Source organism: Rhodococcus sp. JCM 9793 (assembly GCF_055380405.1).
The window spans coordinates 4,632,772-4,654,693 of sequence record NZ_AP043721.1 but is presented as its reverse complement, the minus strand read 5'-3'; the positions used below and the strand labels follow the sequence as shown (position 1 = coordinate 4,654,693).

Genomic DNA, 21,922 nt, shown 5'->3' with positions numbered 1-21,922 from the left:
CCCTGACGCCCTGCCGTACACCACCGGTGATTCGGGTCGTCCGGTGATCTACTGGTCCGCATGACGGCAAACGCATTGTTGACAGGCCCTCGCGGCCGCAGGTTGTTGTTGGAATTTGCGCGGGAAGCCGACCGCGCCACCTGGCAGAGCTACGACCGGAGTTCTTTCAACTCCGCCGTCTTCTACGCCGCACACAACCTCGACCCCAACCCGGGTGTCCTGTACGGCCCGGGTGCCGACGAGCCGCTGCCCGACATTCCACCGGAGGAGGTCGCCCGTAAGCTCTCGACCGTGCTGCTCCCCGAGGTGACGGCAGCGGTCCTGCGTTCGGCGCTCGGGATGGCGGTGGACAATGCCCGCTACTGGCAGGAACCCGACGGGGAAGACATCCTCGCCGCCACCACCCCCATGCGACGAGAACTGCGGCGCGTCGCCGACCACATCGCGCAGTCACCTCACGTCGACTGGTGGCCGACCGAGGTGGCTCGCGACGACCAATGGTCGGTGGGCTGGGCCGATTCTGCCGAATCATCTGTGCAGCAACCCCCCGAACAAGAGCCGCTCACCGACTGCCTGGTCGCATGGCGCGACCGCGTCGTCGACCAGGAAGCCAAAGCGGAACGCGAGCGCCCGCAAGACCCGAAGGCGAACTTCTCGGGTGAGTGGTGGTCTTTTCCGGGGGAGGCGCGCTGTTCGGCGCGGTCTCTTGATGACGGGTTGCTGGCGGGCGTCCTGTTCATCGAAGACAGTATGGGCTGGGAGCGGGCCTTCGCTCGACGCATGCCGGTGCCGTCGGGAATCGAGGTGTTCGAGATCGACGGCGCCGATGCGTGCGCCGATTTGTGCCGGCGTTTCCCGTTGGAGGTGACGGCGCAGAAACGTCACGACTGGTACCGGACCACCGGCCGCGACGGTCGCTGGGTGATGCCCGACTGGAGTCGCGTCGCCGAAATGTACGGGGGAGTGCACCTCACGGTGACGGGATATCTCGCCGCGGCGGGCACCGCGATCGACGTCGACGATGATGCCGCGAGTGTGATCGCCGGGTGGGCACCAGACGAGACCCACTGGCTCACCGACGCCGTCCGCCCCGACGGCGACGTGGTCGAGTGGATGCTCGACGACGACCGCGATCACTGGCGGCGAAAGACCGCTCGTGCAGGGGATGCGGGACCGCAGTGATAGACGTGCCGCCGCACCTCACGCCCATCGCTCCAAGGAGGAGCCCGACAACGACCGATCCTGCTGGAGGGCGAGCACCGACGGCGTCCCGGCGCCGTGCACCCATGCCCGAATCTTGCCCACACCTCTTCGGTGGTCACGTCGAATTGTCAACGGAACAAATCGATTTCGCCGCGCACGAATCGTTTCGGTTCGCTGACGGCGGGGATACCGCTCCGGTGAACATCCCGAGCACATCGAAACGATGATGGAGGGGGTCTTTGGTGGAATATTGGTCGCTGGTTGGGTAGAAATGCACCAAAGATGCCGGGCGCGGTGGCATCCTCCCGTATGCCGCGTACCTCCGGCATCGCGGAGATATATGGATGCGCCTGTGTGACGGAGTGATCGGCGCCCACTTGCTCGGACCCGCTCGCATCTCTCTGTGAATGCAGGGTGACGCCATGCGGTCTGGCTGTTTCACTGCATCAGATGCTCCGGACACACCCACGATTCTATGGATGCTCGTCGAGGAGGGTCGGCCAGCCGGGGTAGAACGGTTCGACGACGGGCGCGGCCGGAAGCTCCTCCTCTTGGGGTGCTTCCGGGTTGTATCCCGGCATGTCCTCATCGCAGATGGTCCACATGGGCCTCTTGCTGCCGCGGTCGCCATCTGCTCGTTCTATTTCGAGGCCTTCGAATACATTCCACGTCGGATAGGGAAGTCGATGCTCGTAGTCGAGTGCTGGAGTGGTGGCAGGGCCGTCGGTGGACAGTCGGATTCGTAGGGGCGTGTACCGCATTGTATGGATGCGTATCCATGCGTATTTTGTGGATATCGCGGTGTTCATATAGTCGCTGCACACCAATACTTCTGTTACGGGTTCGCCGATGTGGACGGAGGGTTCGATCAGGAGGATGTGGTGGTAGACCGTCCCGTATTCAGGTATGGGAGTGGTTTCCCATTGGGTTCGGACATCCCAGAATCCGGGGTGGACGCTGGCTCGATCTGCCGTGTGGTCGTAGGTGCTTGCGCTTTCGATGTAGGACCGGACCGCTTGTAGTTCTCGTGAGTCGAGTGAAACACCGTCTGGTGCATTCCAGCGATGTGACATCAGTTTTGCGTCGGCGTCGAGTGCTGCGAAGGAGACCTGTTCGGGTTCAGGTGGTGTCGGCACGGGGTCGGGTGTTGCGCAGGCTCCTGTCGTGAAGGTCAATGCTGCGGTGACGATCACGATGATGGTTTTTCCGGTGGTGGGATGTTTCATCGTGGGCTGCTCGACTCCCTTGTAGTAGGTGCGACGCTTCCGTATGCGTCGATGTAGTGCTCGCGGAAGGTGGAGAAGTCGATTCCGTGTGTCTCTAAAGTCCGGTCGGCGAGGTCGGTGATTTTGTCGAGGGAGGGGTCGCCGCTCGGGTAGGTGAGTGTTCCGTCGGATCTCAACAGTCCGAGTGTGCGAAGGTCGTCCACGATGGTGGGATCGTCCGGCAATCCGTACCGCCCCACCGCATTCTCCAGCAGGTTGTACGCGTTCGGCGCGCTGTATCGACTGAAGTCGCCGGTGAACGGGGTCAGCTCGGGGTTATCGAATGCCGGCACGAACGTGTCTCGGATAGAGGTGCTGTTGACGTCCATCAAGAGTCCGACCGTGCTGCTGAGGCGGGGATCGAGTGCGACAAGATTCCGGATGATCGTGTAGTTCGTGTTGAACGTGTCTTCTCGGCGCTGCTGCACGAACTCATCGATCCGAGCGCGGTCGTCGAACATTTCTCTTCCTGCGTTGTAGATGCCGGTATCGAGCAGCGCTTGGAGGCGACCCGCGTTGGAAGCACCGAGATACGAGGGGCCTTCGACGAAGTCGTCTGCGTAGTACCGACCGAATGCAGTAGCCGCGCTTCCGAATATGGCACTGGATTCCTGATCCGTCGCCATGAGAGTGAAGATGCGACGCGCGTTCTCGTTCGAATTGGGTGAATCGAGGTTGTCCTCTTTCCAGGCCCCTGACGCGTCCGCCCTGACAAGTTCGGGGATGTACCCATGCAACCCGTCGGCGAATGCTCGAACCAGTCCGGGATTCACCTCACCGATACTGGAGGTGTTCTCGCCGTGGACGTCCATCAATCGGTCGAAGCTCGCTTCGTGTGAAAGATACTGCGACAGGTGGAGCGCGGCGAGCTCCGCGCGGTCGGCACGTGCGGGGTCGCCGGCAGCGTGGGCGTCGCCGATCTCGTGGGTCATCCAGTTGGTGAGGCGTCCTGCAGACTCTCCACCGTCGTCCCAGGCATGAGTGAACAGTGGTGTGAGAATGTCGTCGCGTTGAATGTCGGTGCGGCCGTCTCCGTTCAGGTCTCCTGCAAGCACACGGGCACTGACGTCGTGGTTGCTCGTGGCGACGTCGAGCATCGATTCGCCGGCATGACCGACCGTGATGGGGATGGTGTCGTACGGCGAGGTGCCGGATCCGGGCGTATCGAGCACGGATGCCTGGGATGCGGCCGATTCGACGAGTTTCGTGCCGAGTTCGGCGCCGGGAGTGCCGTTCCCTGTTCCGACGAAGTCCCAGAATTCGCGCCCGCGGATCACGGAGTCGATGTAGGCGGCGTCAGCCGGATCGGCGAGTGCGTTGCGGTGTGCAGTGGCTGCGGCGCCTGGCTCGGATTCGAGCTCGCTCCGGATGTCGGGCGGCAGGGTGTCCATGAATGCGGACAAGGTGGGCGGGACCTGGTAACCGTCGAGCTGGGCCGAGCCGGGGCGCGCTTCGACGAGGTCGCGGATGTCCTGGGGCAGGCGGTCCCATCCGCCGCGGTCGTCGTCGACGTCGCGGACGTGTTCGTTCGACAGTGTGAGAATGCCGTTTGCGAGACTGTCGCGGGCGTCGAGTGCTGAGGTACTGCCGTCGGCAAGGAGTTGCTGCTGCAACTCCATGACGCCATCCGCTCCGGCTTCGCCGTACAGGTTCTCGAGGTAGCTGAACGCGCCTGCTGGAAGGGCGGTGACGACCTTGCCTTTCGCAAGCTCCTCGAGAGACTGCGGGTCGAGTCCGGCTGCGGCAAGGTTCGTGGTGAACCGTCCCAGATCTTCGGACGTGACCGTGCCATCGGTGAGCATGGCCCAGTCGTGGGCGGCTTCGTCGGGGGAGAAGGCTGCTGGTGATGGTGTGACGTCGATGAGGTTCGAGACGATGCCGGTGATGCGGCGTGCATGGTCGTCGTCCACCTCACCGATCACGCGCAGTGCGTCTTGAATCATGCCCCAATGCGCGGCGGCGTCGGGTTCTCCCTCGTAGACCCCTGTGAAGTCTGGCCCGGCGGTGACGCCCCCGTCACCGACAGTGAAGCCGGCTCGTTCGGCAGCGGCGATTCTGTCGAGAGCCACACGGGCTGCGTGTGCGAGATCTTCGTCGGCTCTTCCGGTGGCGGAGGCGATTTCGCGTAGTTCGTAGGAGATGGTGGTGTCGGACTTGCGTTCGCGGTCGAGGTGGTCTGCTGCGGCGTCGGCAGCGATACCCGTCCATGCAGACCAGAGGTCGTTGGTGGATGCGTGGATCGAGTCGCGGGCGTCCTCGAGTCGGGTGGCGACCGACTCTGTTGAGATCACCTGTTCGGACAGTGCGGACCAATTCCATTGACGTACATCGGATACCGAGGGAATCACGCGGACACCGCCCTCGCGAGTTCGTCCCTGAAGTGTTCCTCGGTTTGTGAGTAGTCCTCACACACGCGGTTCATGGTGTCGTGTAGTGCCCATGCCCGATCAGCGAGGATCAGCAGGGCGCGGCGGGTTGCTGCTTCGGCGCCGCCGAGCGCGGCGGCGACAGACGACACCTGCAGGAATCCGCTGGTCGAACTGGCCCTCATCGGTGAGGTGTCGATCTCGCAGAGCTCTTCGGCGTGCAGATCGAAGTGGCGTGACACCGACCGGATTTGTGGCAGGTCGGCTTCGAGCGTGTTGGTCATCCCCATGATCCCCCATCGATCGGTCCCCTTGTCCGATCCGCCACAGAATAGCGTCTCGGGTGGTGTCCACCAATTCCGCAGTGAACGGTCGCTGTGTCGGCACCCTTCGCTAGGGTTCGCAACCGACTTGACTGTGCAGTGAGGGGGAGCGGTGGACGCGGAATATCATCGGCAGGGCGGCATCATCGAGTTCTGGCGAGCGGTGGAGTTGTTCAGCCCTCAGCAGGTACCGAAGGTCGACAAGTTCGACGCTCTGTCGCCGGTGGAGAAGATGACGCCTCGGGATCTGCTGCCGTGGGAACACGGACACCGGCTGCGCATATCTCCGCGACGCGCCGGCTACGAGCGGCAGCACATCGTCTACTTCGGCGTGTACCGCATCGACGATGTGTGGTCCGCTGTCGACGAGATCCTCGCCCCTGGTGAGGAGAACTACGATCCGCGACCGTCGGGGGAATGCGCGCTGGCCGCACTCGTCGTCGACAAGTACGGCTGTGTCGTTTCCGGGTCCGAAGTGCTGTCCGGGCTGGCGTGGGCGGCCGGGCGTACCTGCAACCCGGGACCGGGCTCCGCGTCCTGGCTGCACGGACTGGACGACGCGCAGAAACTTCTGACCGAACTCCTCGACGACGAACAGCACATCAACCCCCGTTGCGGATGCCGCCTACCCCTGGACACCGAACGGCTCTCGGCGATACGGCGACGTATCGCCGCGCTTGTGGGCGTGAACGGCATGATCGACTGCGCGGAGATCCGTGTCCGGTCGGTGGAGGTCAAGCAGTCCGACGGTGTCGACGGCACCGACTTTCTCAACAGCTTCATCGCCGCCGACCTGGGAATGGTGGCCGGCCGAGTCGCCGCCGGAGACATCGGCACCGGACTCGCGCATTACCTCACCGAGGACGCAGTGCTCGACACGGCCCGACGCGTCGACGTCAGTGCTGTGCCGGCTGCGTCGTTCGTGGCGTGCCGGCCCGAAGCAATTCCGCCCGGCCGGTGGCCAGGAAAGCCCGAACATCCCTTGGCGCTCGGGCAGCAGTTCGCCGTCAACACGATCCTGGATGAGTTACACAGCAACGCCGGGATTTTCGCGGTGAACGGGCCACCGGGGACAGGGAAGTCGACGCTGCTGCGCGACCTCGTCGCCGCGGTCGTCGTCGAACGCGCCGATCGTCTCGCGCATCTCGCGAGCCCGGCTGACGCGTTCACGGCGACGCCACACCGCTGGAAAGCCGGCGAGTACACGAGGGTTGTGCAGCGGTGGACAGACGCCTTCCACGGATTCGAGATCGTGGTGGCCTCGTCCAACAACGGTGCTGTCGAGAACATCAGCTTCGAGATGCCCGCGGCGGACGCCATCGATTCCGACCGGTTCGACACCGACTATTTCGCAGACATCGCAACGGCGCTCTTGAACGACACCGGCAAGGATTCGAAGGCCTGGGGGTTGACCGCCGCCCGGCTCGGACGAAAGAGCTACCGCACCGGATTCACGAACACGCTCTGGTTCGACGAGAAGAGCAGCGGAAAGAAGGCCACTCGACGAGGACTGCAGTCGATCCTCAAGGAATTCGAATCGGCCGGGCCGACCAGATCATGGCACGACGCCGTCGCAGAGTATCGCCGCGCGCGCGACGCTGTTGCCGCGATGATCGACGAACGTCAGCACGGGTACGAGCGGTACCGCGAGCGAGCCCACCGCGACAGCGAACTGCGAGCAGTCCTGGACCAGGTGGAGGCCCACACCGAGGCACTTCGCTCCGCGGCCGGCATCGAAGTGGTGCAAGGCGGTACCGTCGACCGTCTCCAGCAGGGCCGGGCCACAGTCGAGAACGAACTCGCCGCGCACAACGAGCAGCGTGTGGCGTGGTGGCGGATGAGCCGCGGCGCACGCGAGGAACGTCGGCTCTGGCAGTCCCACCACACCCGGTTGACGGATGCACTCGCGGTGTGGGAAGAGAAGTACGCCGACGCGTTCGCAGCACACCAGCACACCATGCAGAAGCTGGTCGACCTACGGGGCACCCACGATCAACTCGCCCAGCGATCCGACGCAGTGCGGTATCGCCGCAACGAACTCGACTGCACTCTCGACGAGTTGCGGCAGAGGTGGGGTGGCGCGATGCCGGGGCCGGAGTGGGCCGACGACCCGGACCGGGAGCTGGCCGCGCCGTGGTCGGACATGGCCCTGAACGAGGCACGGTCACGACTGTTCGTGGCAGCGCTCGAGCTCCACAAGGAGTTCCTCGCGCAGGTGCCGAAACAGATGCGTCAGAGCATGCATGGGGCGATGGACGTCGTCGCAGGGAACGCGCCACACGACCTGGATCCGGCGGCCGTCGCCGACGCGTGGCGCACATTGTTCTTCGTCGTCCCGCTCGTGTCGACGACGTTCGCCTCCTTCGACCGGGTATTCCGTGGGCTCGGACGTGAAGCCCTCGGCTGGTTGCTCATCGACGAAGCCGGCCAGGCGACACCGCAGAACCCGGTCGGTGCGATCTGGAGGTCGCGACGGACCGTCGTCGTGGGCGACCCGCTACAACTTGAACCTGTGGTGACTCTGCCGTTCCGGGCACAGCAGGCGGTGCGGGGTGCGTTCGGCGTGGACGAACGGTGGTTGCCTGGGCGGTCGTCGACGCAGTCCATCGCCGACCGTCTCACTCGGTGGGGAACGACCTTGCGAGGCGACGACGAACCGATCTGGGTGGGTGCGCCCCTGCGTGTGCACCGGCGCTGTGCCGAGCCGATGTTCTCTGTCGTCAACACCATCGCATACGGCGGCACGATGATCCACGGAGGGAATCCGCAGCCGGACGGTGATCTGCCGCCGTCGCAGTGGTACGACGTGACCGGGACGTCGAACGGCCACTTCGTGCAGGCCGAACACGACCGACTCGTCGAACTTCTCGAGGACCTGGTGAGCAGGGAACATCCGATGGACGACGTGATCGTGCTCAGTCCCTTCCGGGACGTCGCGCGGCGCCTCGCGGGATTGCGTTCCCGGTACGACGGGATCACCGCCGGAACCGTGCACACCGCACAGGGACGGGAGGCGAAGGTCGTCGTCCTGGTGTTGGGAGGCGACCCGGCCCGTGAAGGCGCGAAGCGGTGGGCGTCGTCGAAGCCGAACCTTGTAAACGTCGCCGTGAGCAGGGCGAAGCAGCGCCTGTATGTGATCGGGGATCGTGCGGCGTGGTCGCGGCACCCGCGGTTCGATGTGCTCGCGCGGGAATTGGATCGTCACGCGGAGTGCAGTCGGTGACGTCGCCAGAACCGAAGTAGTCCCGGCCTTCCGGAAGAAGCATGCAACGCGAAGGTGAGCGCCGCAATCCGGATCCGACACGTCAAGGCGCCTTACGTTCGGACGCTGCGACGGGTTGCCGGCGGGCGTGCTGTTCGTCGAAGACGGTATGGGATGGGAGCGTGCCTTCGTTCGACGCATGCCGGTGCCGTCGTCGAAAGGGTGCTCGACGACGACCGGGAAAACTGGCTGCGAAAGGCTACCCCTACGAGGGGTGCGGAACCATGGCGAAGAAGTTCGGCTGATTTCGGGTCTTCTCGCGTCCATGGGGTGTTGAATTTGTAGCTGGGGGCCCGAACAGGAGGCACTCATGAAGCGCGCAGCGTTGCTCCTCGTAGCACTGTTGACTGCAGCATTCGCTCTGATCGCATGCGGGTCCGATACCGACTCGTCGACGGTCACCACGACCCCGGCCGACGACACCGGTAACGCCGAAGCCGTGATGATCGTCATCAAGGACTTCGCATTCGAGATCCCGGATTCGGTCGGCCCGGGCACCACAGTCACCGTGCGGAACGACGACCAGGTCGAGCACAGCGTCACGGCCCGCGACGACACCTTCGACGTCGAGGTCGAGGCCGGCGAGACGGTCACGTTCACCGCGCCGGAGGAGTCTGGTACCTACGACATCTACTGCACCTACCATCCAGAGATGACCGGACAGCTCACCGTCGGCTGACCGCGCCACGGGCTTACCACCCGATTGTCGACAGGTACTACCGCAACACCCGGGTGGGTCGAAAGTCCTCAATCTTTTCGCTGCACGACCCAAGCGCCGGCGTCGGAAGACCTTCGTGCCGCATCAGTACTGGGCTGCCTGTCCGAGTGCGGCACCGCACGGGTTGCGTAGAAAACCACTGTGATCAGGCACGGAGCCACCCGACCTGGCTGTGTGAACGTGGGCGCCGATAATCTGCACGAACGTACCGAAACCGCCCCTCACCAGCGCAAATCAGGAATTTACCTAGGTGGCCGCGATCACGATTGTGATGTAGAACTGGTTCCAGGGGCTAACAGGTTGTGATCTATCGCAAATTCAGGGGCCGATAGACACACACCACACACATGCCACACCCACAGTTCCCAGGGGGACCGGACCGTTCTTGATCCGGCTGGGATTTCGGAAAGGCCGAAGAACTTGCAGCTGCTGATGCCACAGACCGACTTGCGCATGGACACGCACATGAACCACGCGGAACCGTCGGACTCCCGATTTCGGTCGCACACGGTCATCGCCCTAGGCTCCGGTGTCCCGGCCGGCGCACCCATGTTGGTGCTGACCGGCTCACTCGCCCTGTGCGCGCTGATCGCCGTGCTCACCGTCGCCTGCGTCGGCCTCGCTGCCCTCATGATCTGACCGTCATGCAGCGTTCCTGCTGTATCGCAGTCGAAACATGCTTGAAAACAGAGGAATTCACGTATGAATACATCGCGCACACCGCGATCTCCCCACCGTGTGGCGACTGGTGGACCGATGAGCACCACGGAGATCAAGGCTCGCATCGAGGCCATGTACGCACACGACGACACCCCGCCTCGTACCGGCCGGCCGACGCGCAAAGACAGGAACTCGGGGCGAGGAAAGAACGCGGCGTGAACACCCCCGCCCACACACTGGCCCTGCTGGCCGCCGGACTCGCCGGGACCGTAGCGCTGCAGGGGGCGCTACGGTCCCGGCGTCTCGACCCGCGCCGACGTTCCTTCCGGCTCGGCGAACGCACTCTGCGCCCCTGCTACCCGGCCGAACGCGACGCGTGATCCGCTCGTCGAACGAGACGGGCCGGCCCGTGCTCGACACGGAAACCGAACAACACGGCGGGCGCTTCGGGACGCCTGCTGACACCGAAGATGGAGGTCGGAAGCGTGACGCAGGGCATCGTGAAGTGGTTCAACAACTCGAAGGGATTCGGATTCATCACCCCGGCCGACGGTAGCGCCGAGATATTCGTGCACTATTCGGAGATTGCGGGTAACGGCTTCACGACGCTGGAAGACAACCAGCAGGTCGAATACGAGATCGGCTACGGAGTGACAGGTCCCCAGGCCCAGAATGTGCGGACACTCCGACGGAACTCCCGCTGACAGAAACGCGGATTGATCGAGACAGACCCGACTGCCATAGTGCGCGAAACTATCGTTTCGTAACGAAGGAGCGCCATGCAGGTCGGTCTGAACATTCTCGGAGCTGAGAACCTCTACGGCGGCGCGATCCGTCCGGTGCTGGAGTTGGCTGCGCGCGCTGATCGCGCAGGAATCGACGTGATCACCACCGGAGACCACCTCGGTTTCAACGCGACCGCCCACGCGGAACGACGACGGACACACAACTTTCCGTTCCCGCTGGAACATGATTGGTACGAGCCTCTCTCGCTTCTCTCCTCGGTCGCCGCGGTGACCGAGCGGGTACTGCTGAATGTGTCGGTGCTGATCGCGACGGTGCGTCCGCCGGTATTGCTGGCCAAGCAGATCGCCACACTCGACGCGATCTCCGGTGGCCGCGCCGCAATCGGTATGGGTGTCGGCTGGCAGGAGGCCGAGTACACGGCCACCAACATGCCGTTCGACGCCCGATTCGGACGCATGGAAGACACCGTCCGAGCGTGCCGCGAGCTCTGGACGAAGGCGCCCGCAACCTTCCAGGGGCGCGAGTTCGCGTTCGAGGAGTTCCACTCGCTGCCCTTCCCGGTTCAGGAGCGGGTGCCGGTGATCTTCGGATTCGGACCGAGTAAGCGTAATTTCGATCGTATTGCTCGTGTTGCGGATGGATGGACCGTCAATCCCGCAGACATGCAGTCGTTCTCGGACAGCGTGGCACTGCTGCGCGACACGTTCGAGGAACATGGACGCGATCCGCGCTCGCCCATCGTTCAGGTGTCGGTGACGCCCGAACGACGGGACGACGGCACCGTCGATTACGGCGCGACCGCAGACAAGGCTCGCATGTGGCGCGACGCCGGCGCCACCATAGCGGTGTTCCGGCCGACGAGTTTCTGCGCAGCGGACGACGACGTAGTGCAGCTGATCGACTGGGCGGTGGACCTCAAGAACGAGCGCTCGCGCCATCGCTCAGACCTCGCGGCTCAGCCGTAGCACGCGTTTTCCCATCTCGTCACACAGCGTACGAATGCTGAGTAGCGCGACGCCCGACCGAAGGACCAATCACGTCAAGCCGATATTCGTGTGGGCCGGTATCGCAGGGCGGCCGCCCCCGACCGGAGCTCATGGCGATCCACGAGCTCGAGCTGGATGCGCTCGCGCAGACCCGCGAGCAACGTCGGCCCGTGTCCGGCAAGGACCGGCTGCACAACGAAGATGTACTCGTCGATCAACCCCAGATCTGCCAACGCCAGGGGGAGCGTCACGCCACCCATGAGAATGCCCTCGCCTGGCTCCTGCTTGAGCCGCTGAACCGCTTGCCCCAGGTCGCCTTGCACCAGTTCAGCATTCCAGTCGACCCCGGTCAGCGTGCTCGACACGACGTACTTCTTCGCGCGGTCGATGGTCTCGGCGAACGGGATCTCCCACTCATCCATCCAGTCAGGCCATGTTCCCGTGGCCGGCTTCCGCCACGCCGACTCCATCATCTCGTAGGTCACCCGGCCGTACAGCAGGGCATCGGCTCGTTCCATCTCATCGGTCCAGTAGCGCATCGATTCCGCGTCAGGGGGAAGCCCTGCCTCGTGATGGCAGCAGCCGTCGAGCGTGACGTTGATCGAGTATCGAAGTGGTCTCATCTCGTTGCTCTCCCTTGATGCGCGCAGGGCGTCTTCACCGGACAGCATTATGACTACTGTCGGCGCCATTTCTCATCGGCGGTGAGTGCTTGCACGCCGATCCTGTCGGGAACATTCTGTCGGACAGGGTGATTCATCGAGACGGCTACTGCCGCATCGGCTCAGATGTCGTCGGCGTGGGTGCGGTAGTGGGCCGCCGTGGAGTGAGTCGCGCGACGAACTTTTTACTGTTTCGCCGGTTACTGCGACAACTGGGACAAGCTCGACAATTATATATGTACGACGGGTGCGCCGACAGCGTTGGTGTGCGATGCGATCATGCTCGGAGTGCGCGTGCTTCCGCCGCTGAACATCGCTGATCTTGTTCCGCATCGCCTCAATGCTTGATGCAGTCGCGCCGAGGGCTCGCTCCGCACGTCGGATCACGTCCCGGTCGGTTCTTCGCCACTTCATCCGACGACGGACATCACCCCACCTGGTCCCCGGGCGGGAGTCGCGTCCGAGACAGGCTGCCCTCCATGCCCCCAGTCAGCTTCCCCGCCCGGCCGGTCCGGCGTTGTGCCGGCGCCGTGTTCACCGCCGCTGTCCTGCTCGCCGGGACGGCGGCCGGGGTCGGCACAGCGGCCGCACAGCCAGCGGCCCCGATGGTGGTTCCCTTGCCGTCGGCCGACCCGTTCTACACGTGGGACGGACCGCTCGACGACGTCGCACCCGGTTCGGTGCTGGACACCCGGACGATGCCCTACGGATTCCATGATCAGGCCACACCGATCACGAGCACCCAGGTGCTCTATCGGACCACCGACCAGTTCGACCGCCCGACCACGACAGTCGCGACGATCCTGCGGCCGTTGGCGCCCGGCCCGGCAAAGCTGATTTCCTATCACATGGCGTACGACGCGCTCGGGTCCGAATGCGATCCGTCGTACACCCTCACCGGGAACGGCACCTACAGTCAGGCGGGCACGTTCGAACAGGGCGTGATCACCGGCTATCTGACTTCCGGATACTCGGTGGTGGTCCCCGACTACGAGGGCCCCGATCTCGAGTGGACCATCGGACGCCAGTCGGCCTACGCGGCACTCGACGGGATTCGCGCCGCAGAATCGGTGCTGGGGCTTCCCGCGTCGACGCCGGTGGGGTTGGCCGGCTACTCCGGCGGTTCGGTGCCCACCCAGTGGGGTGCGGAGGTCGCGCCGGCGTACGCGTCCGAGTTGAACATCGTCGGCGCAGCTGCCGGTGGCCTGCCCGTGAACCTGGCCCACAACCTGCCCTACGTCAGCGGCAGCAAGGACTGGGCCGGTGTCATCCCGGCGCTGATCGTCGCCTACCAGCGCACCTACGGTCTCGACACCACCACGTTCCTCAACCCGCACGGGCAGGAGATCGTGGACACGGTCAGCTCTCAGTGCATCAACGCGTTCGCCTCCGACTACCCGGGCCTGACCGACACCGAGATGCTTCAAGCCCCCTACACGTCGCTGCTCGAGATCTCCGGCATCGTCCGCGCCATCAACGACAACATCATGGGCACGGCGGGCACTCCGCGGGTGCCGATGCTGTTGGCGGTCGGAGACGTCGACGGTACCGGCGATTCGGTGATGATCACCGGCGATGTCGAAGGGTTGGCGCACGAATACTGCGAGCGTGGTGTTGCCGTCACCTACGCGCAGTACGACCGTCTTTCGCACAGCGACGCGTTCCTGCCGTTCCAGGCGCAGACGGCACAGTTCTTCACCGATCGTTTCGCCGGTGCAGCCCCCACAGACAACTGCGCATTGGTGGGGCCCGGCAACGACCTCGCCCCCACTCCGGTTCCGTGACCGCCAGAGATCCCCGCACACCTCGGCCGTACCCACCATCCGTCCGGAAAGGACTGCAGTGCCATGCCTGATAATTCACCCAAGAATTTGAATCCGTTGTCGATCTTCGTCGGCTTCGTTCCCTGGATCGTGTTCACCCTGGTTGCCCAGCGACTGGCCGCGGACGGCGTCGCCTGGAGCGCACTGCTGGCTGCTGTGATGAGCCTCGTGTTCGTCATTTACGGGCGACGCACGTCAAGCCCCACGCAGATCGAGATGTACTCCCTCGTCCTGTTCACCGTGATCGCTGTGGTCGGGTTCATCGGCGACCACCGAGTGGACCAGTGGCTGTACGAGTGGGGACGTCCGCTGGTCGGTGTGGTCCTCGGTCTGGCCGTGTTGGCAACCTCGTCCATCCGCCCGTTCACCGCCGAGTACGCCAAGAAATCGACGCCCCGCGAATACTGGGGCTCGCCGCTGTTCCGGCGGATCAACCTGGTCCTGTCCGCGGCGTGGGGTGTCGCCATCACCTTGATGGGGGCAGCGGCCGTGCTCGTCACCGCCCTGGACGCCCACGCCACGGGCACCGACAGCCCGTACCTACTCGACTTCTTCCTGAACTGGGCAGTCCCGATCGGCCTGATCGTCTGGATGATCCACTTCACGAACACCTACCCCGACCGCGCCGAACGAGATGCGGAGGAGCCGAGCACTACCGCCTGAAAAGCGGACGGCGAGCACAGGCGGACGGGACGTCTGGTTGCTGCTGTGCGCGCGGTCACGACGATCTACCCTCTCTTGCACACAGCTCCCGGCAGTCACCGGGCCAGGTCTCAGGTGTGGGTGCACGTGCTGCCTGGCATCATGCCGAGGTGACGCAAATTCGGCTCCTCGCGACAGACCTCGACGGCACCCTTCTTCGGTCCGACCGCACGATCTCGCCTCGCACCGCCCAAGCCATGGAAGACGCGCGACGGTCGGGTGTCGAGGTGGTGTGGGCGACCGCTCGCGCTCGGCATTCGGTGCACGAGCTGGCGCAGTCGTGCGGATTCCGCGGCAAGGCTATCTGCGCGAACGGCGCGGTGGTCCTCGATCTGGCCGATGGAACTCCGGTGATCACGGCGACCACGACGATCGCGGTGGCGGCGGCCGCGGCGGCGATGGACCGGGTGCGGACGCTGATTCCCGGTGTCGTGTTCGCGAACGTCGGACCCACTCGCTTCGTCGCCGAGCGGGCATACGCGGCGCTGTGTGAGTACGCCGACCACCACCGGCATCCGCACGAGATGGCACTGTCGGAAATGCTGCCCGACATCGATGAGCCGATGGTGAAGATCGTCGCCCGACATCCGGAGGTTCCCAGCGCGGAGCTGTACCGGGTGGCAGTGGCTGCGGGTGTCGACGGCGTCGAGCTGACGCACTCCGGTGCGCCGTACGTCGAGATGGCGGCGTCCGGTGTCTCCAAGGCGAGTGCGCTTGCCGAGCTCTGTGCGGTCGACGGGATCGGTGCCGAGGAGGTGGCCGTCGCCGGCGACGCCATCAACGACGTCCCGATGCTGTTGTGGGCGGGCACGGCACTGTGCCCGTCCAACGCGATGCCGGAAGTCCTCGCGCTCGCCGACCACGTCCTGCCGAGTAACGACGAGGACGGTGTCGCCGGCTATCTGGAGAAGCTTGCAGGAGATGCACTCGATTCTGCTGCTGTACACAGTGATTGGTGATCTCCTCGGCGAGCTACCTTCGCCGAGCCGTGCCCTACGTCGCGTCGAGTTCTGCCGCGCGAAGATGCAGCGCGTGCCGGTCGATCTTGCCGACGTGGTTGCGCGGCAGGCCGGTCACGAACGTCCAGCGATCGGGCACCTTGTAGGCCGCCAGCCGCTCGGTTGCGAAGGCCCACAGGTCGGCTTCGGTGGGCGGGTCGGCGAGGCCGTGCTTTAGTTCGACGAACGCGTGCACGAGCGACCCGAGTCGCGCGTCGGGCGTGCCGACGACCCCGCACAGCTCGACGCCGGGACTCGCCTCGAGCACATCCTCCACTTCACCGGGGGCGATGTTGGAGCCGCCCTTGATGATGATCTCTTTGATGCGCCCCTGAAAGTGCAGGTAGCGATCGGCGTCGCGGCTGCCGAGGTCTCCGGTGCGCAGCCAGTCGCCGACGAATGTTGCCGCGGTGTGCTCGGGGTCGTCCCAGTACCCGGTCATCACCGAGTCGCTACGCACCCAGATCTCGCCGGTTTCGCCGAGTGCGGCATCCAGCACTTGCGAACCGTCGGTGTCATCCGCAGTGGGGGCTGCCGCGACGATGCGCACTTCGACGCCGGCGCGGGGAAGGCCGAACGAGCCACGTTCGACCAGCCCGAACGGCGGGTTCATGCTCACGGCTTCGCACTCGGTGAGCCCGTAGAGCTGGTTGAGCTGCAGGTCGGCGACCTTCGCGAACTCGTCGTAGAGGTCCGACGACATTTGATCGCCGCCGCACGCGACCTCCCGGAAGCTCCCGAAGTCCACGCTCGTCGCGCGCGGGTCGACCACGGCGTCGAGTAGCTGCGCGGGCAGCAGCACGGTGCGCGTGGGCCGGTGCGTGTTCACTGCGTCGAGGAACAGCCCCGGATCGCTCTCGGCGAGGATCACCACGGTGCCCCCTGCGTGCAGGGTCGGAAACGTCACGCCGATCGCGGCTCCGGCGTGGCAGATCGCAGTGGCCGCCAGCGAGATGTCGTCGGCGTCCAGCTGCTGTGTTGTCACGCGGCTTGCCACGGTCGCTCCGATCGAGCGATGCGTGTGGGTGACGCCCTTCGGCTTGCCCGTGCTGCCCGAGGTGTAGAGGATCATCGCGGGATCGTCGTCGTCGACCTCGGACCGTACGACCGAATCGGATGCCGCGGCGACCACATCGCTCCACCGGTTCGGCGCGTCCGGTGCTGCGTCGCCGCCGTACACGTACATCCCGATGAGGCTTGGCGCCTGCTCGGGCACGTCCTTCACGATCGGCAGCAGTGCCTCGTCGGCGATCAGCAACTTCGCCGTGCAGTGGTTGACGGCGAAGACGACCTCGTCGGTCTGGAACCGGTGGTTCAGCGGTACCGCGATCGCACCGATGCGAAAACACGCGAAGTACAACTCGACGTACTCCCACCGGTTGCGCATGAAGATCGCCACGCGATCGCCGCGGCCGATCCCGAGCGAGAGCAGGCCCCGGGCCGAACGTTCGATCGCGTCGTGCAGCTCCCGATATGACAGCACCGTGTCCTCGAATATGAGGGCGGGTTTGTCGGGAGTGGCGGCAAGCGCGTCCTGCATCAGGCGGCTGAGCAGCATACATGCCAATGTATCAGCGGGTTGCGCAGGGGCATACCGTGCTCTCGTCGGCGATGGTCGGGAAGTGGCCCGTACTCGAGACATCACACTTGGTTATTCGATTGAGACGTCGATTTGTAACGACGTTCAACCAGGACACGTAGAAGCCGTTCAGAGCGTGCACATCAGCGTCCTCGGTGGGTGATCGCCAATCCGACGGCAGAAGCGGGGATGGAGCGGTTCTGTCGGGTGCAAGGTAGCCTCGGGGTTGCCGAGGACATTCGAATATGTGCGGTCAGCCATGTCGTCCTCGATGCGTAACCCGGCCGGAAGTCGAAAGGCCGAGAACTGGAGCGCCACCATGGCGTCGAACCCGACCGACATGCTGAACCCGGTGCGCGCACCGGAATCAACGGTGTCCTGCACGGCATGTCCACACACCTTGGATTCCCACGACGCGCTCGGTATTCGCTTTTGCGGCGTGACCTCGGACCGACACCTCGACCGAAAGTGCATTTGCTCTGGCGAAGCACAGACTGCGCAGCACTACACCCGCTACTGAATGAGAAGGCCACCTGGCGTACCGGTCAGGCAGGTTCAAGAAGTGTCGCCGTGGGTAGACCGCTCTACAAGGTAGTCGTGTGCGATGGAGCCGCGCACTGCCGAGAGAGCGAACGGAGGCGCTGTGAAAGTCGGATACAAATTGTTCGCGGAGGCGTATTCACCGATCGAGCTGGTTCGGCAGGCGGTGCGTGCGGAGGAGGCCGGCTTCGATTTCGTCGAGATCAGCGACCACTATCATCCGTGGCTGCACGATCAGGGACACTCGGGGTTTGCGTGGTCGATACTGGGGTCGATTGCCGCGAAGACCTCGACACTCGGCCTGGCCACCGGCGTGACCTGTCCGTTCATTCGCTATCACCCCTCGATCGTCGCGCAGGCCGCGGCGACGACAGCGCTGTTGTCCGAGGGAAGGTTCGTGCTCGGCCTGGGAAGCGGCGAGCGGCTCAACGAACACGTGGTGGCGCGAGGCTGGCCGGCCGCCGCGACACGGACGGAAATGCTTCGCGAGTCGATCGAGGTGATCCGTTTGTTGTGGAGCGGCGGTTACCACAGCTACGACGGACGCCACATTCAGCTCGAAGACGCGCGCGTGTTCGATCTTCCCGACGAGCTCCCACCGATCGTGGTCGCGGGTTCGGGCGGGCCGGCAGTGAAGCTCGCCGCAGAGCTGGGTGACGGACTGTTCACCACCGATGCGGATCGCGATCTGGTCGACAAATACAAGAAGGCCGGTGGTGAGGGGCCGCGCTATGCCGAGGTGTCGTTGTCGTGGGCTCCGACGGAAGAAGCAGCGCTGAAGTCGGCCCACACTCTGTTCCGCTTCTCGGCAACCGGATGGAAGGTTCAGGCGGAATTGCCGAATCCGGTCAATTTCGAGGCCGCCTCGTCTGTTGTTCGTGAAGCGGACATAGCCGAGAGCTTCGCCTACGGTCCCGATGTGCAACGCCACCTGGAGAAGATCCGAACCTATGCGGACGCCGGATTCGACCATCTCGCCCTTGTGAATGCCGGGCCGGACGTCGACGGGTTCTTCCGCTTCTACGCGGACGAACTCGCACCGGCGCTGTCGAAGGATATCCACGAATGACGACCCCACGACGGGCTTCGCCGCAGCAGTGACCACCATCGCCGCCGCAGACGTGAAGGATGAAGGCGCGAGCCCGAACCGCCACGGGGATGCCCGTGCATGTAGTGGAATCGGGTGGAACGCACCCGAGTCCGAAGGAGATTCCGACATGCGTCCCACCGGTCTCACCGCAAACCTGAACGTCCCGAGCATCGAGGAAGCCCGCAGTTTCTACACCGACTATCTCGGTCTTTCCGTCGAGGAGATGAATCTGGGATGGGTCGCCCGGTTCACCACCCCGGACGGGCGCGCCACCGTGCAACTGGTGAGCAGCGATGAGACTGCGCCCGTGGATTCCGCATTGTCCATCCACGTCGGCGACGAGGTGGAGGCCGCCTACGAGGACGCGCAACGGCGCGGGTTCGAAATCGTGTACCCGCTGACGACGGAGCCATGGGGCGTGCGGCGATTCTTCGTGCGCGCGCCGGACGGCACCGTTGTCAACATCGTGAGCCACTCGGACGACGATCAATAGCTTGTCGGCGGCATCGACCCCGCTGCGTCAATCGGCTGCGTCGGGACCCGCCACCGGTGACGCCCTGTATTGCCGAGCGGTCTTGATCAGACCCGCCGCCACGATGACCTGACCGACCATGAGCGCCGTGGGCAACAGCAGCAATTCCCAGCCCGTCGAGGCGAAGCCGAACGCCCACACAACGATGACAAGCGCCAGCACCACCGTCGTCACCTGGCCGATGGTCATGAGGGCCGTCGCCGGCCCGTGAGTGCGCCGCCCGAGGGCACCGGCCACCCCGACGATGGCTCCGATGAGCGAACAGGGCAACCCGATCAGAGTCGGGAGCACCACCATGTACTCGACACTGCCCCCGACCTCGACCACTCCGGAGGCGACGAGCTGCGGAACGACGAAAAGCAGGATCGGCACCGCGCAGAGCGCAGAGATCGTCGACACAACCGGGAGGAGCCGCATGGGATCAACGTACTCGGATCAGGGACTGCACTGACAACAGGCGTGACGATTCGGTTCCTGTCTGGAGGTGGGACCGCGGCGTTGACGGACTTCACGTTCCACGCCGAGACCGTGACACGACGTGAGTCACTGCGATCGCGCGCTCGTGCAGACTGCCGAGGATCAAGGTGCCGTCGTGTTCGACGACTCCGGTGACCATGGCGTAGTCGGCTCCGTCCTGCTGCAGGTCGTGGACGATCGAACCGTCCGCTGCTACCCCCAGCACCCACGCGGTGCGGGCGGGGGCGGGCAAGAGCCGGTCGGGCAGCATCCACAACGCTCTGCGTAGGATGCCCGGAAGTGGAAGTGGAGTGTCCAGCACAGGGTTTCGTGGTGACGCGAGAGTAACCCAGATCAGTCCGTCGCTGCCGAGGGCGATGTTGTCGGGGAAGCCGGGCAGGTTGTCCACCAGTGTTTCCCGGGTGCCGGCTTCGGGGCCGCGCAGCCAGTAGCGGTTGAGTCGGTAGGCGGCAGTTTCTGCGACGATCAACGCCGAGCGGTCGGGCGTGAACGTCACGCCATTGGCGAACTGCAAACCGTCGAGCAGTGTCTCCACTTCGCCCTCGGGTGACAGGCGGAACAAGCGGCCGGTGCCGGAGTGTTCGACCAGATCGCCCTTCCACTGCTCCAGCGGCCAGCGACGCGAGGATGCGGTGAAGTAGATCGTTCCGTCATCCGGGTCGGCCACCACATTGCTCGCGAAGTTCAGTGGCTCGTTGTCGACCGTGTCGACCAACACCGTGACCGAATGTCCAGGACCGGGCCAGTGCAGAAGTCCGCGCTCGGCATCGCAGATGAGCAGCGACCCGTCCGCGCCGGCGTGGAGGCCCAGTGGGCGACCGCCTGTGTCGAGCACGGCGGTGACCTCCTCGGTGTCGATGTCGACGCGCAGAATCTCGCCGGTATCGATACCGGTGTAGATGCATCCGTCTGCACCGAGAACGACGTCTTCGGGGCCGGCGCCTGGCAGCGCGATCTGCCGAGCAGGGGGAAGTGGAGGTGTGCTTGATTTCCTCCTTGCTCGCTGTGGTGCCGGGGGTGGTGCCCAGCGGCGAGGCCGTAGACGTGTGGAGGAACGGGAAACTGCGGTCATGTCATCTCCAACTCCGACGGCGCACGCGAGGTGAACGTGATGGTACGGCGCTCATTACACATACATGTCGATCGGCAGTGTCGGCGCGTTGCTCTCGAGCTGCGTATCCGCGGAGGTCGTCATCCCCGCCGCATGATGCTCTCGGTCACCGTGCCCACCGTCTCCTGTAGCAACCGGACCCATTGTTGCTCCTCGGGTACAGCCGCTCCGACGATCCCGAGCGCCGCGGACATCCGCCCCGACGGTCCACGAATCCCGATGGCAACGCCGTAGCGTCCGTATCGGTATTCCTCGCGTTCCCCCGCGATGCCGGTGTGACGGGTCCGGGCCAGCGGCGCGGACAGTGCGGCGGTGTCGAGTGTGTAGCGGGTGTAGCGCTCGGTGACGGCCGCAGGTGGATCTCCCGCGGCGAGGAACACCTTGCCGACCGCGGTCGCGTGCAGGGGAAACCTGTCGCCGATCTCGACAGCAGTGCGGTCGCGCCGCGGGCCGAGGGCCCGGTCGACGATCACCACCGCACCTCCGACGGCTGCGCCCAGCACAACGGTGCGGCTACTGACAGCGGCGAGACCCCTTAGGTGCCATGTGGTTTCCCGTTGGATGCGCTGGACGCAGGGAGCGTGCGATCCGATCGCCCACATTCGCATGCCGACGCGGTAACTGCCGTCCTCGAGACGGTCGAGCGCGCCCCAGTCCACCAGTTCGCGGACCATCCGCAGCGTGGTCGCCGACGACAGGCCGCACCGCCGCGCGATCTCGTTGAGTCGCAGCGGCGACGAGGAGTCCTCGAACGCTTCGAGAACGCTGAACAGACGTCGGGCAACGCCCGTTCGGGTGGCGCTGGTCATGTGCTCGACCTCCGTGACATGGACAACACGATTTCAACCAATGAAATCCGAACGTAGACCAGTACCGCC

At 64.7% G+C, this 21,922-nt stretch carries 22 protein-coding genes; 14 read left to right on the top strand and 8 right to left on the bottom strand.

Going from position 1 to position 21,922, the window contains the following annotated elements; all coding sequences use genetic code 11:
• Positions 1-60: 60 nt before the first annotated feature.
• Positions 61-1,182, top strand: coding sequence for a hypothetical protein (locus tag ACZ46K_RS23655; RefSeq protein ID WP_464745066.1), 1,122 nt, complete (start codon positions 61-63; stop codon positions 1,180-1,182).
• Positions 1,183-1,676: 494 nt separating this feature from the next.
• Here ACZ46K_RS23655 and ACZ46K_RS23650 read toward each other — a convergent pair whose 3' ends face one another.
• From ACZ46K_RS23650 to ACZ46K_RS23640, 3 genes are read right to left on the bottom strand one after another with little or no spacing between them, the layout of a single operon-like run.
• Positions 1,677-2,429 carry a hypothetical protein gene (locus ACZ46K_RS23650; RefSeq protein ID WP_054805304.1) on the bottom strand — a complete coding sequence of 251 codons (753 nt, stop codon included), beginning with the start codon at positions 2,427-2,429 and terminating at the stop codon, positions 1,677-1,679.
• Positions 2,426-4,759, bottom strand: coding sequence for a TPR repeat domain-containing protein (locus ACZ46K_RS23645; protein WP_464745064.1), 2,334 nt, complete (start codon positions 4,757-4,759; stop codon positions 2,426-2,428). The genes ACZ46K_RS23650 and ACZ46K_RS23645 overlap by 4 nt, the downstream gene beginning before the upstream one ends.
• 53 nt (positions 4,760-4,812) lie before the next feature.
• Complete coding sequence (locus ACZ46K_RS23640; RefSeq protein WP_054809709.1) at positions 4,813-5,118, bottom strand: hypothetical protein; 306 nt, start codon at positions 5,116-5,118, stop codon at positions 4,813-4,815.
• A 151-nt stretch (positions 5,119-5,269) separates the two neighbouring features.
• Here ACZ46K_RS23640 and ACZ46K_RS23635 point away from each other — a divergent pair, with 151 nt between their 5' ends.
• From ACZ46K_RS23635 to ACZ46K_RS23605, 7 genes are all read left to right on the top strand, one after another.
• Positions 5,270-8,380: a DEAD/DEAH box helicase gene (locus tag ACZ46K_RS23635; protein WP_464745062.1), complete on the top strand. Its 3,111-nt coding sequence runs from the start codon at positions 5,270-5,272 to the stop codon at positions 8,378-8,380.
• 349 nt (positions 8,381-8,729) lie between these two features.
• Positions 8,730-9,098 carry a cupredoxin domain-containing protein gene (locus tag ACZ46K_RS23630; RefSeq protein ID WP_054717689.1) on the top strand — a complete coding sequence of 123 codons (369 nt, stop codon included), beginning with the start codon at positions 8,730-8,732 and terminating at the stop codon, positions 9,096-9,098.
• A gap of 504 nt (positions 9,099-9,602) precedes the next feature.
• Positions 9,603-9,776, top strand: a complete 174-nt coding sequence (locus tag ACZ46K_RS23625) for a hypothetical protein (protein WP_464745060.1) — start codon at positions 9,603-9,605, stop codon at positions 9,774-9,776.
• Positions 9,777-9,893: 117 nt separating this feature from the next.
• Complete coding sequence (locus ACZ46K_RS23620) at positions 9,894-10,016, top strand: hypothetical protein (RefSeq protein ID WP_464745058.1); 123 nt, start codon at positions 9,894-9,896, stop codon at positions 10,014-10,016.
• Positions 10,013-10,177 (top strand): hypothetical protein, encoded by a 165-nt coding sequence (locus ACZ46K_RS23615; protein WP_158289129.1) that lies wholly within the window; start codon positions 10,013-10,015, stop codon positions 10,175-10,177. The genes ACZ46K_RS23620 and ACZ46K_RS23615 overlap by 4 nt, the downstream gene beginning before the upstream one ends.
• Positions 10,178-10,282: 105 nt before the next feature.
• Entirely contained in the window at positions 10,283-10,501 is a 219-nt protein-coding gene (locus ACZ46K_RS23610; protein WP_054807845.1) for a cold shock domain-containing protein, read from the top strand.
• 75 nt (positions 10,502-10,576) lie between these two features.
• Positions 10,577-11,509, top strand: a complete 933-nt coding sequence (locus ACZ46K_RS23605) for a TIGR03619 family F420-dependent LLM class oxidoreductase (protein ID WP_054720184.1) — start codon at positions 10,577-10,579, stop codon at positions 11,507-11,509.
• A 74-nt stretch (positions 11,510-11,583) separates the two neighbouring features.
• Here the strand turns inward: ACZ46K_RS23605 and ACZ46K_RS23600 are convergent, their stop codons facing one another.
• Complete coding sequence (locus ACZ46K_RS23600) at positions 11,584-12,153, bottom strand: dihydrofolate reductase family protein (RefSeq protein ID WP_054807846.1); 570 nt, start codon at positions 12,151-12,153, stop codon at positions 11,584-11,586.
• 518 nt (positions 12,154-12,671) lie between these two features.
• On the opposite strand from ACZ46K_RS23600, the gene ACZ46K_RS23595 reads away from it, so the two are divergent.
• The 3 genes from ACZ46K_RS23595 (at position 12,672) to ACZ46K_RS23585 (ending at position 15,676) form a co-directional block, all read left to right on the top strand.
• The gene (locus tag ACZ46K_RS23595; protein ID WP_464745055.1) at positions 12,672-13,976 is read left to right on the top strand and encodes a lipase family protein; all 1,305 of its coding nucleotides are present in this window, start codon (positions 12,672-12,674) and stop codon (positions 13,974-13,976) included.
• Between the two features lie 63 nt (positions 13,977-14,039).
• Entirely contained in the window at positions 14,040-14,678 is a 639-nt protein-coding gene (locus tag ACZ46K_RS23590) for a DUF3159 domain-containing protein (protein WP_054805828.1), read from the top strand.
• A 149-nt stretch (positions 14,679-14,827) separates the two neighbouring features.
• Positions 14,828-15,676, top strand: coding sequence for a Cof-type HAD-IIB family hydrolase (locus ACZ46K_RS23585; RefSeq protein ID WP_054805844.1), 849 nt, complete (start codon positions 14,828-14,830; stop codon positions 15,674-15,676).
• Positions 15,677-15,710: 34 nt separating this feature from the next.
• Here ACZ46K_RS23585 and ACZ46K_RS23580 read toward each other — a convergent pair whose 3' ends face one another.
• Positions 15,711-17,273, bottom strand: coding sequence for a class I adenylate-forming enzyme family protein (locus ACZ46K_RS23580; protein ID WP_464745053.1), 1,563 nt, complete (start codon positions 17,271-17,273; stop codon positions 15,711-15,713).
• 280 nt (positions 17,274-17,553) lie between these two features.
• Between ACZ46K_RS23580 and ACZ46K_RS23575 the strand changes: the two genes are divergently transcribed.
• The 3 genes from ACZ46K_RS23575 to ACZ46K_RS23565 all read left to right on the top strand — a co-directional run bounded on the left by ACZ46K_RS23575 (position 17,554) and on the right by ACZ46K_RS23565 (position 19,417).
• Positions 17,554-17,814: an RGCVC family protein gene (locus ACZ46K_RS23575; RefSeq protein WP_464745051.1), complete on the top strand. Its 261-nt coding sequence runs from the start codon at positions 17,554-17,556 to the stop codon at positions 17,812-17,814.
• Positions 17,815-17,937: 123 nt separating this feature from the next.
• The gene (locus ACZ46K_RS23570; protein ID WP_054809927.1) at positions 17,938-18,903 is read left to right on the top strand and encodes a TIGR03557 family F420-dependent LLM class oxidoreductase; all 966 of its coding nucleotides are present in this window, start codon (positions 17,938-17,940) and stop codon (positions 18,901-18,903) included.
• Positions 18,904-19,051: 148 nt separating this feature from the next.
• Positions 19,052-19,417 carry a VOC family protein gene (locus tag ACZ46K_RS23565; protein ID WP_054805845.1) on the top strand — a complete coding sequence of 122 codons (366 nt, stop codon included), beginning with the start codon at positions 19,052-19,054 and terminating at the stop codon, positions 19,415-19,417.
• Between the two features lie 27 nt (positions 19,418-19,444).
• On the opposite strand, the gene ACZ46K_RS23560 is transcribed toward ACZ46K_RS23565, so the two are convergent.
• The 3 genes from ACZ46K_RS23560 to ACZ46K_RS23550 all read right to left on the bottom strand — a co-directional run bounded on the left by ACZ46K_RS23560 (position 19,445) and on the right by ACZ46K_RS23550 (position 21,853).
• Complete coding sequence (locus tag ACZ46K_RS23560) at positions 19,445-19,873, bottom strand: hypothetical protein (RefSeq protein ID WP_054805831.1); 429 nt, start codon at positions 19,871-19,873, stop codon at positions 19,445-19,447.
• Between the two features lie 91 nt (positions 19,874-19,964).
• On the bottom strand, positions 19,965-21,005 hold the full coding sequence (locus tag ACZ46K_RS23555) for an SMP-30/gluconolactonase/LRE family protein (RefSeq protein WP_464745048.1): 1,041 nt from the start codon (positions 21,003-21,005) through the stop codon (positions 19,965-19,967).
• A 119-nt stretch (positions 21,006-21,124) separates the two neighbouring features.
• A complete protein-coding gene (locus tag ACZ46K_RS23550) occupies positions 21,125-21,853 on the bottom strand; it encodes an IclR family transcriptional regulator (RefSeq protein ID WP_464745046.1) in 729 nt (242 codons plus the stop codon).
• Positions 21,854-21,922: the final 69 nt, after the last annotated feature.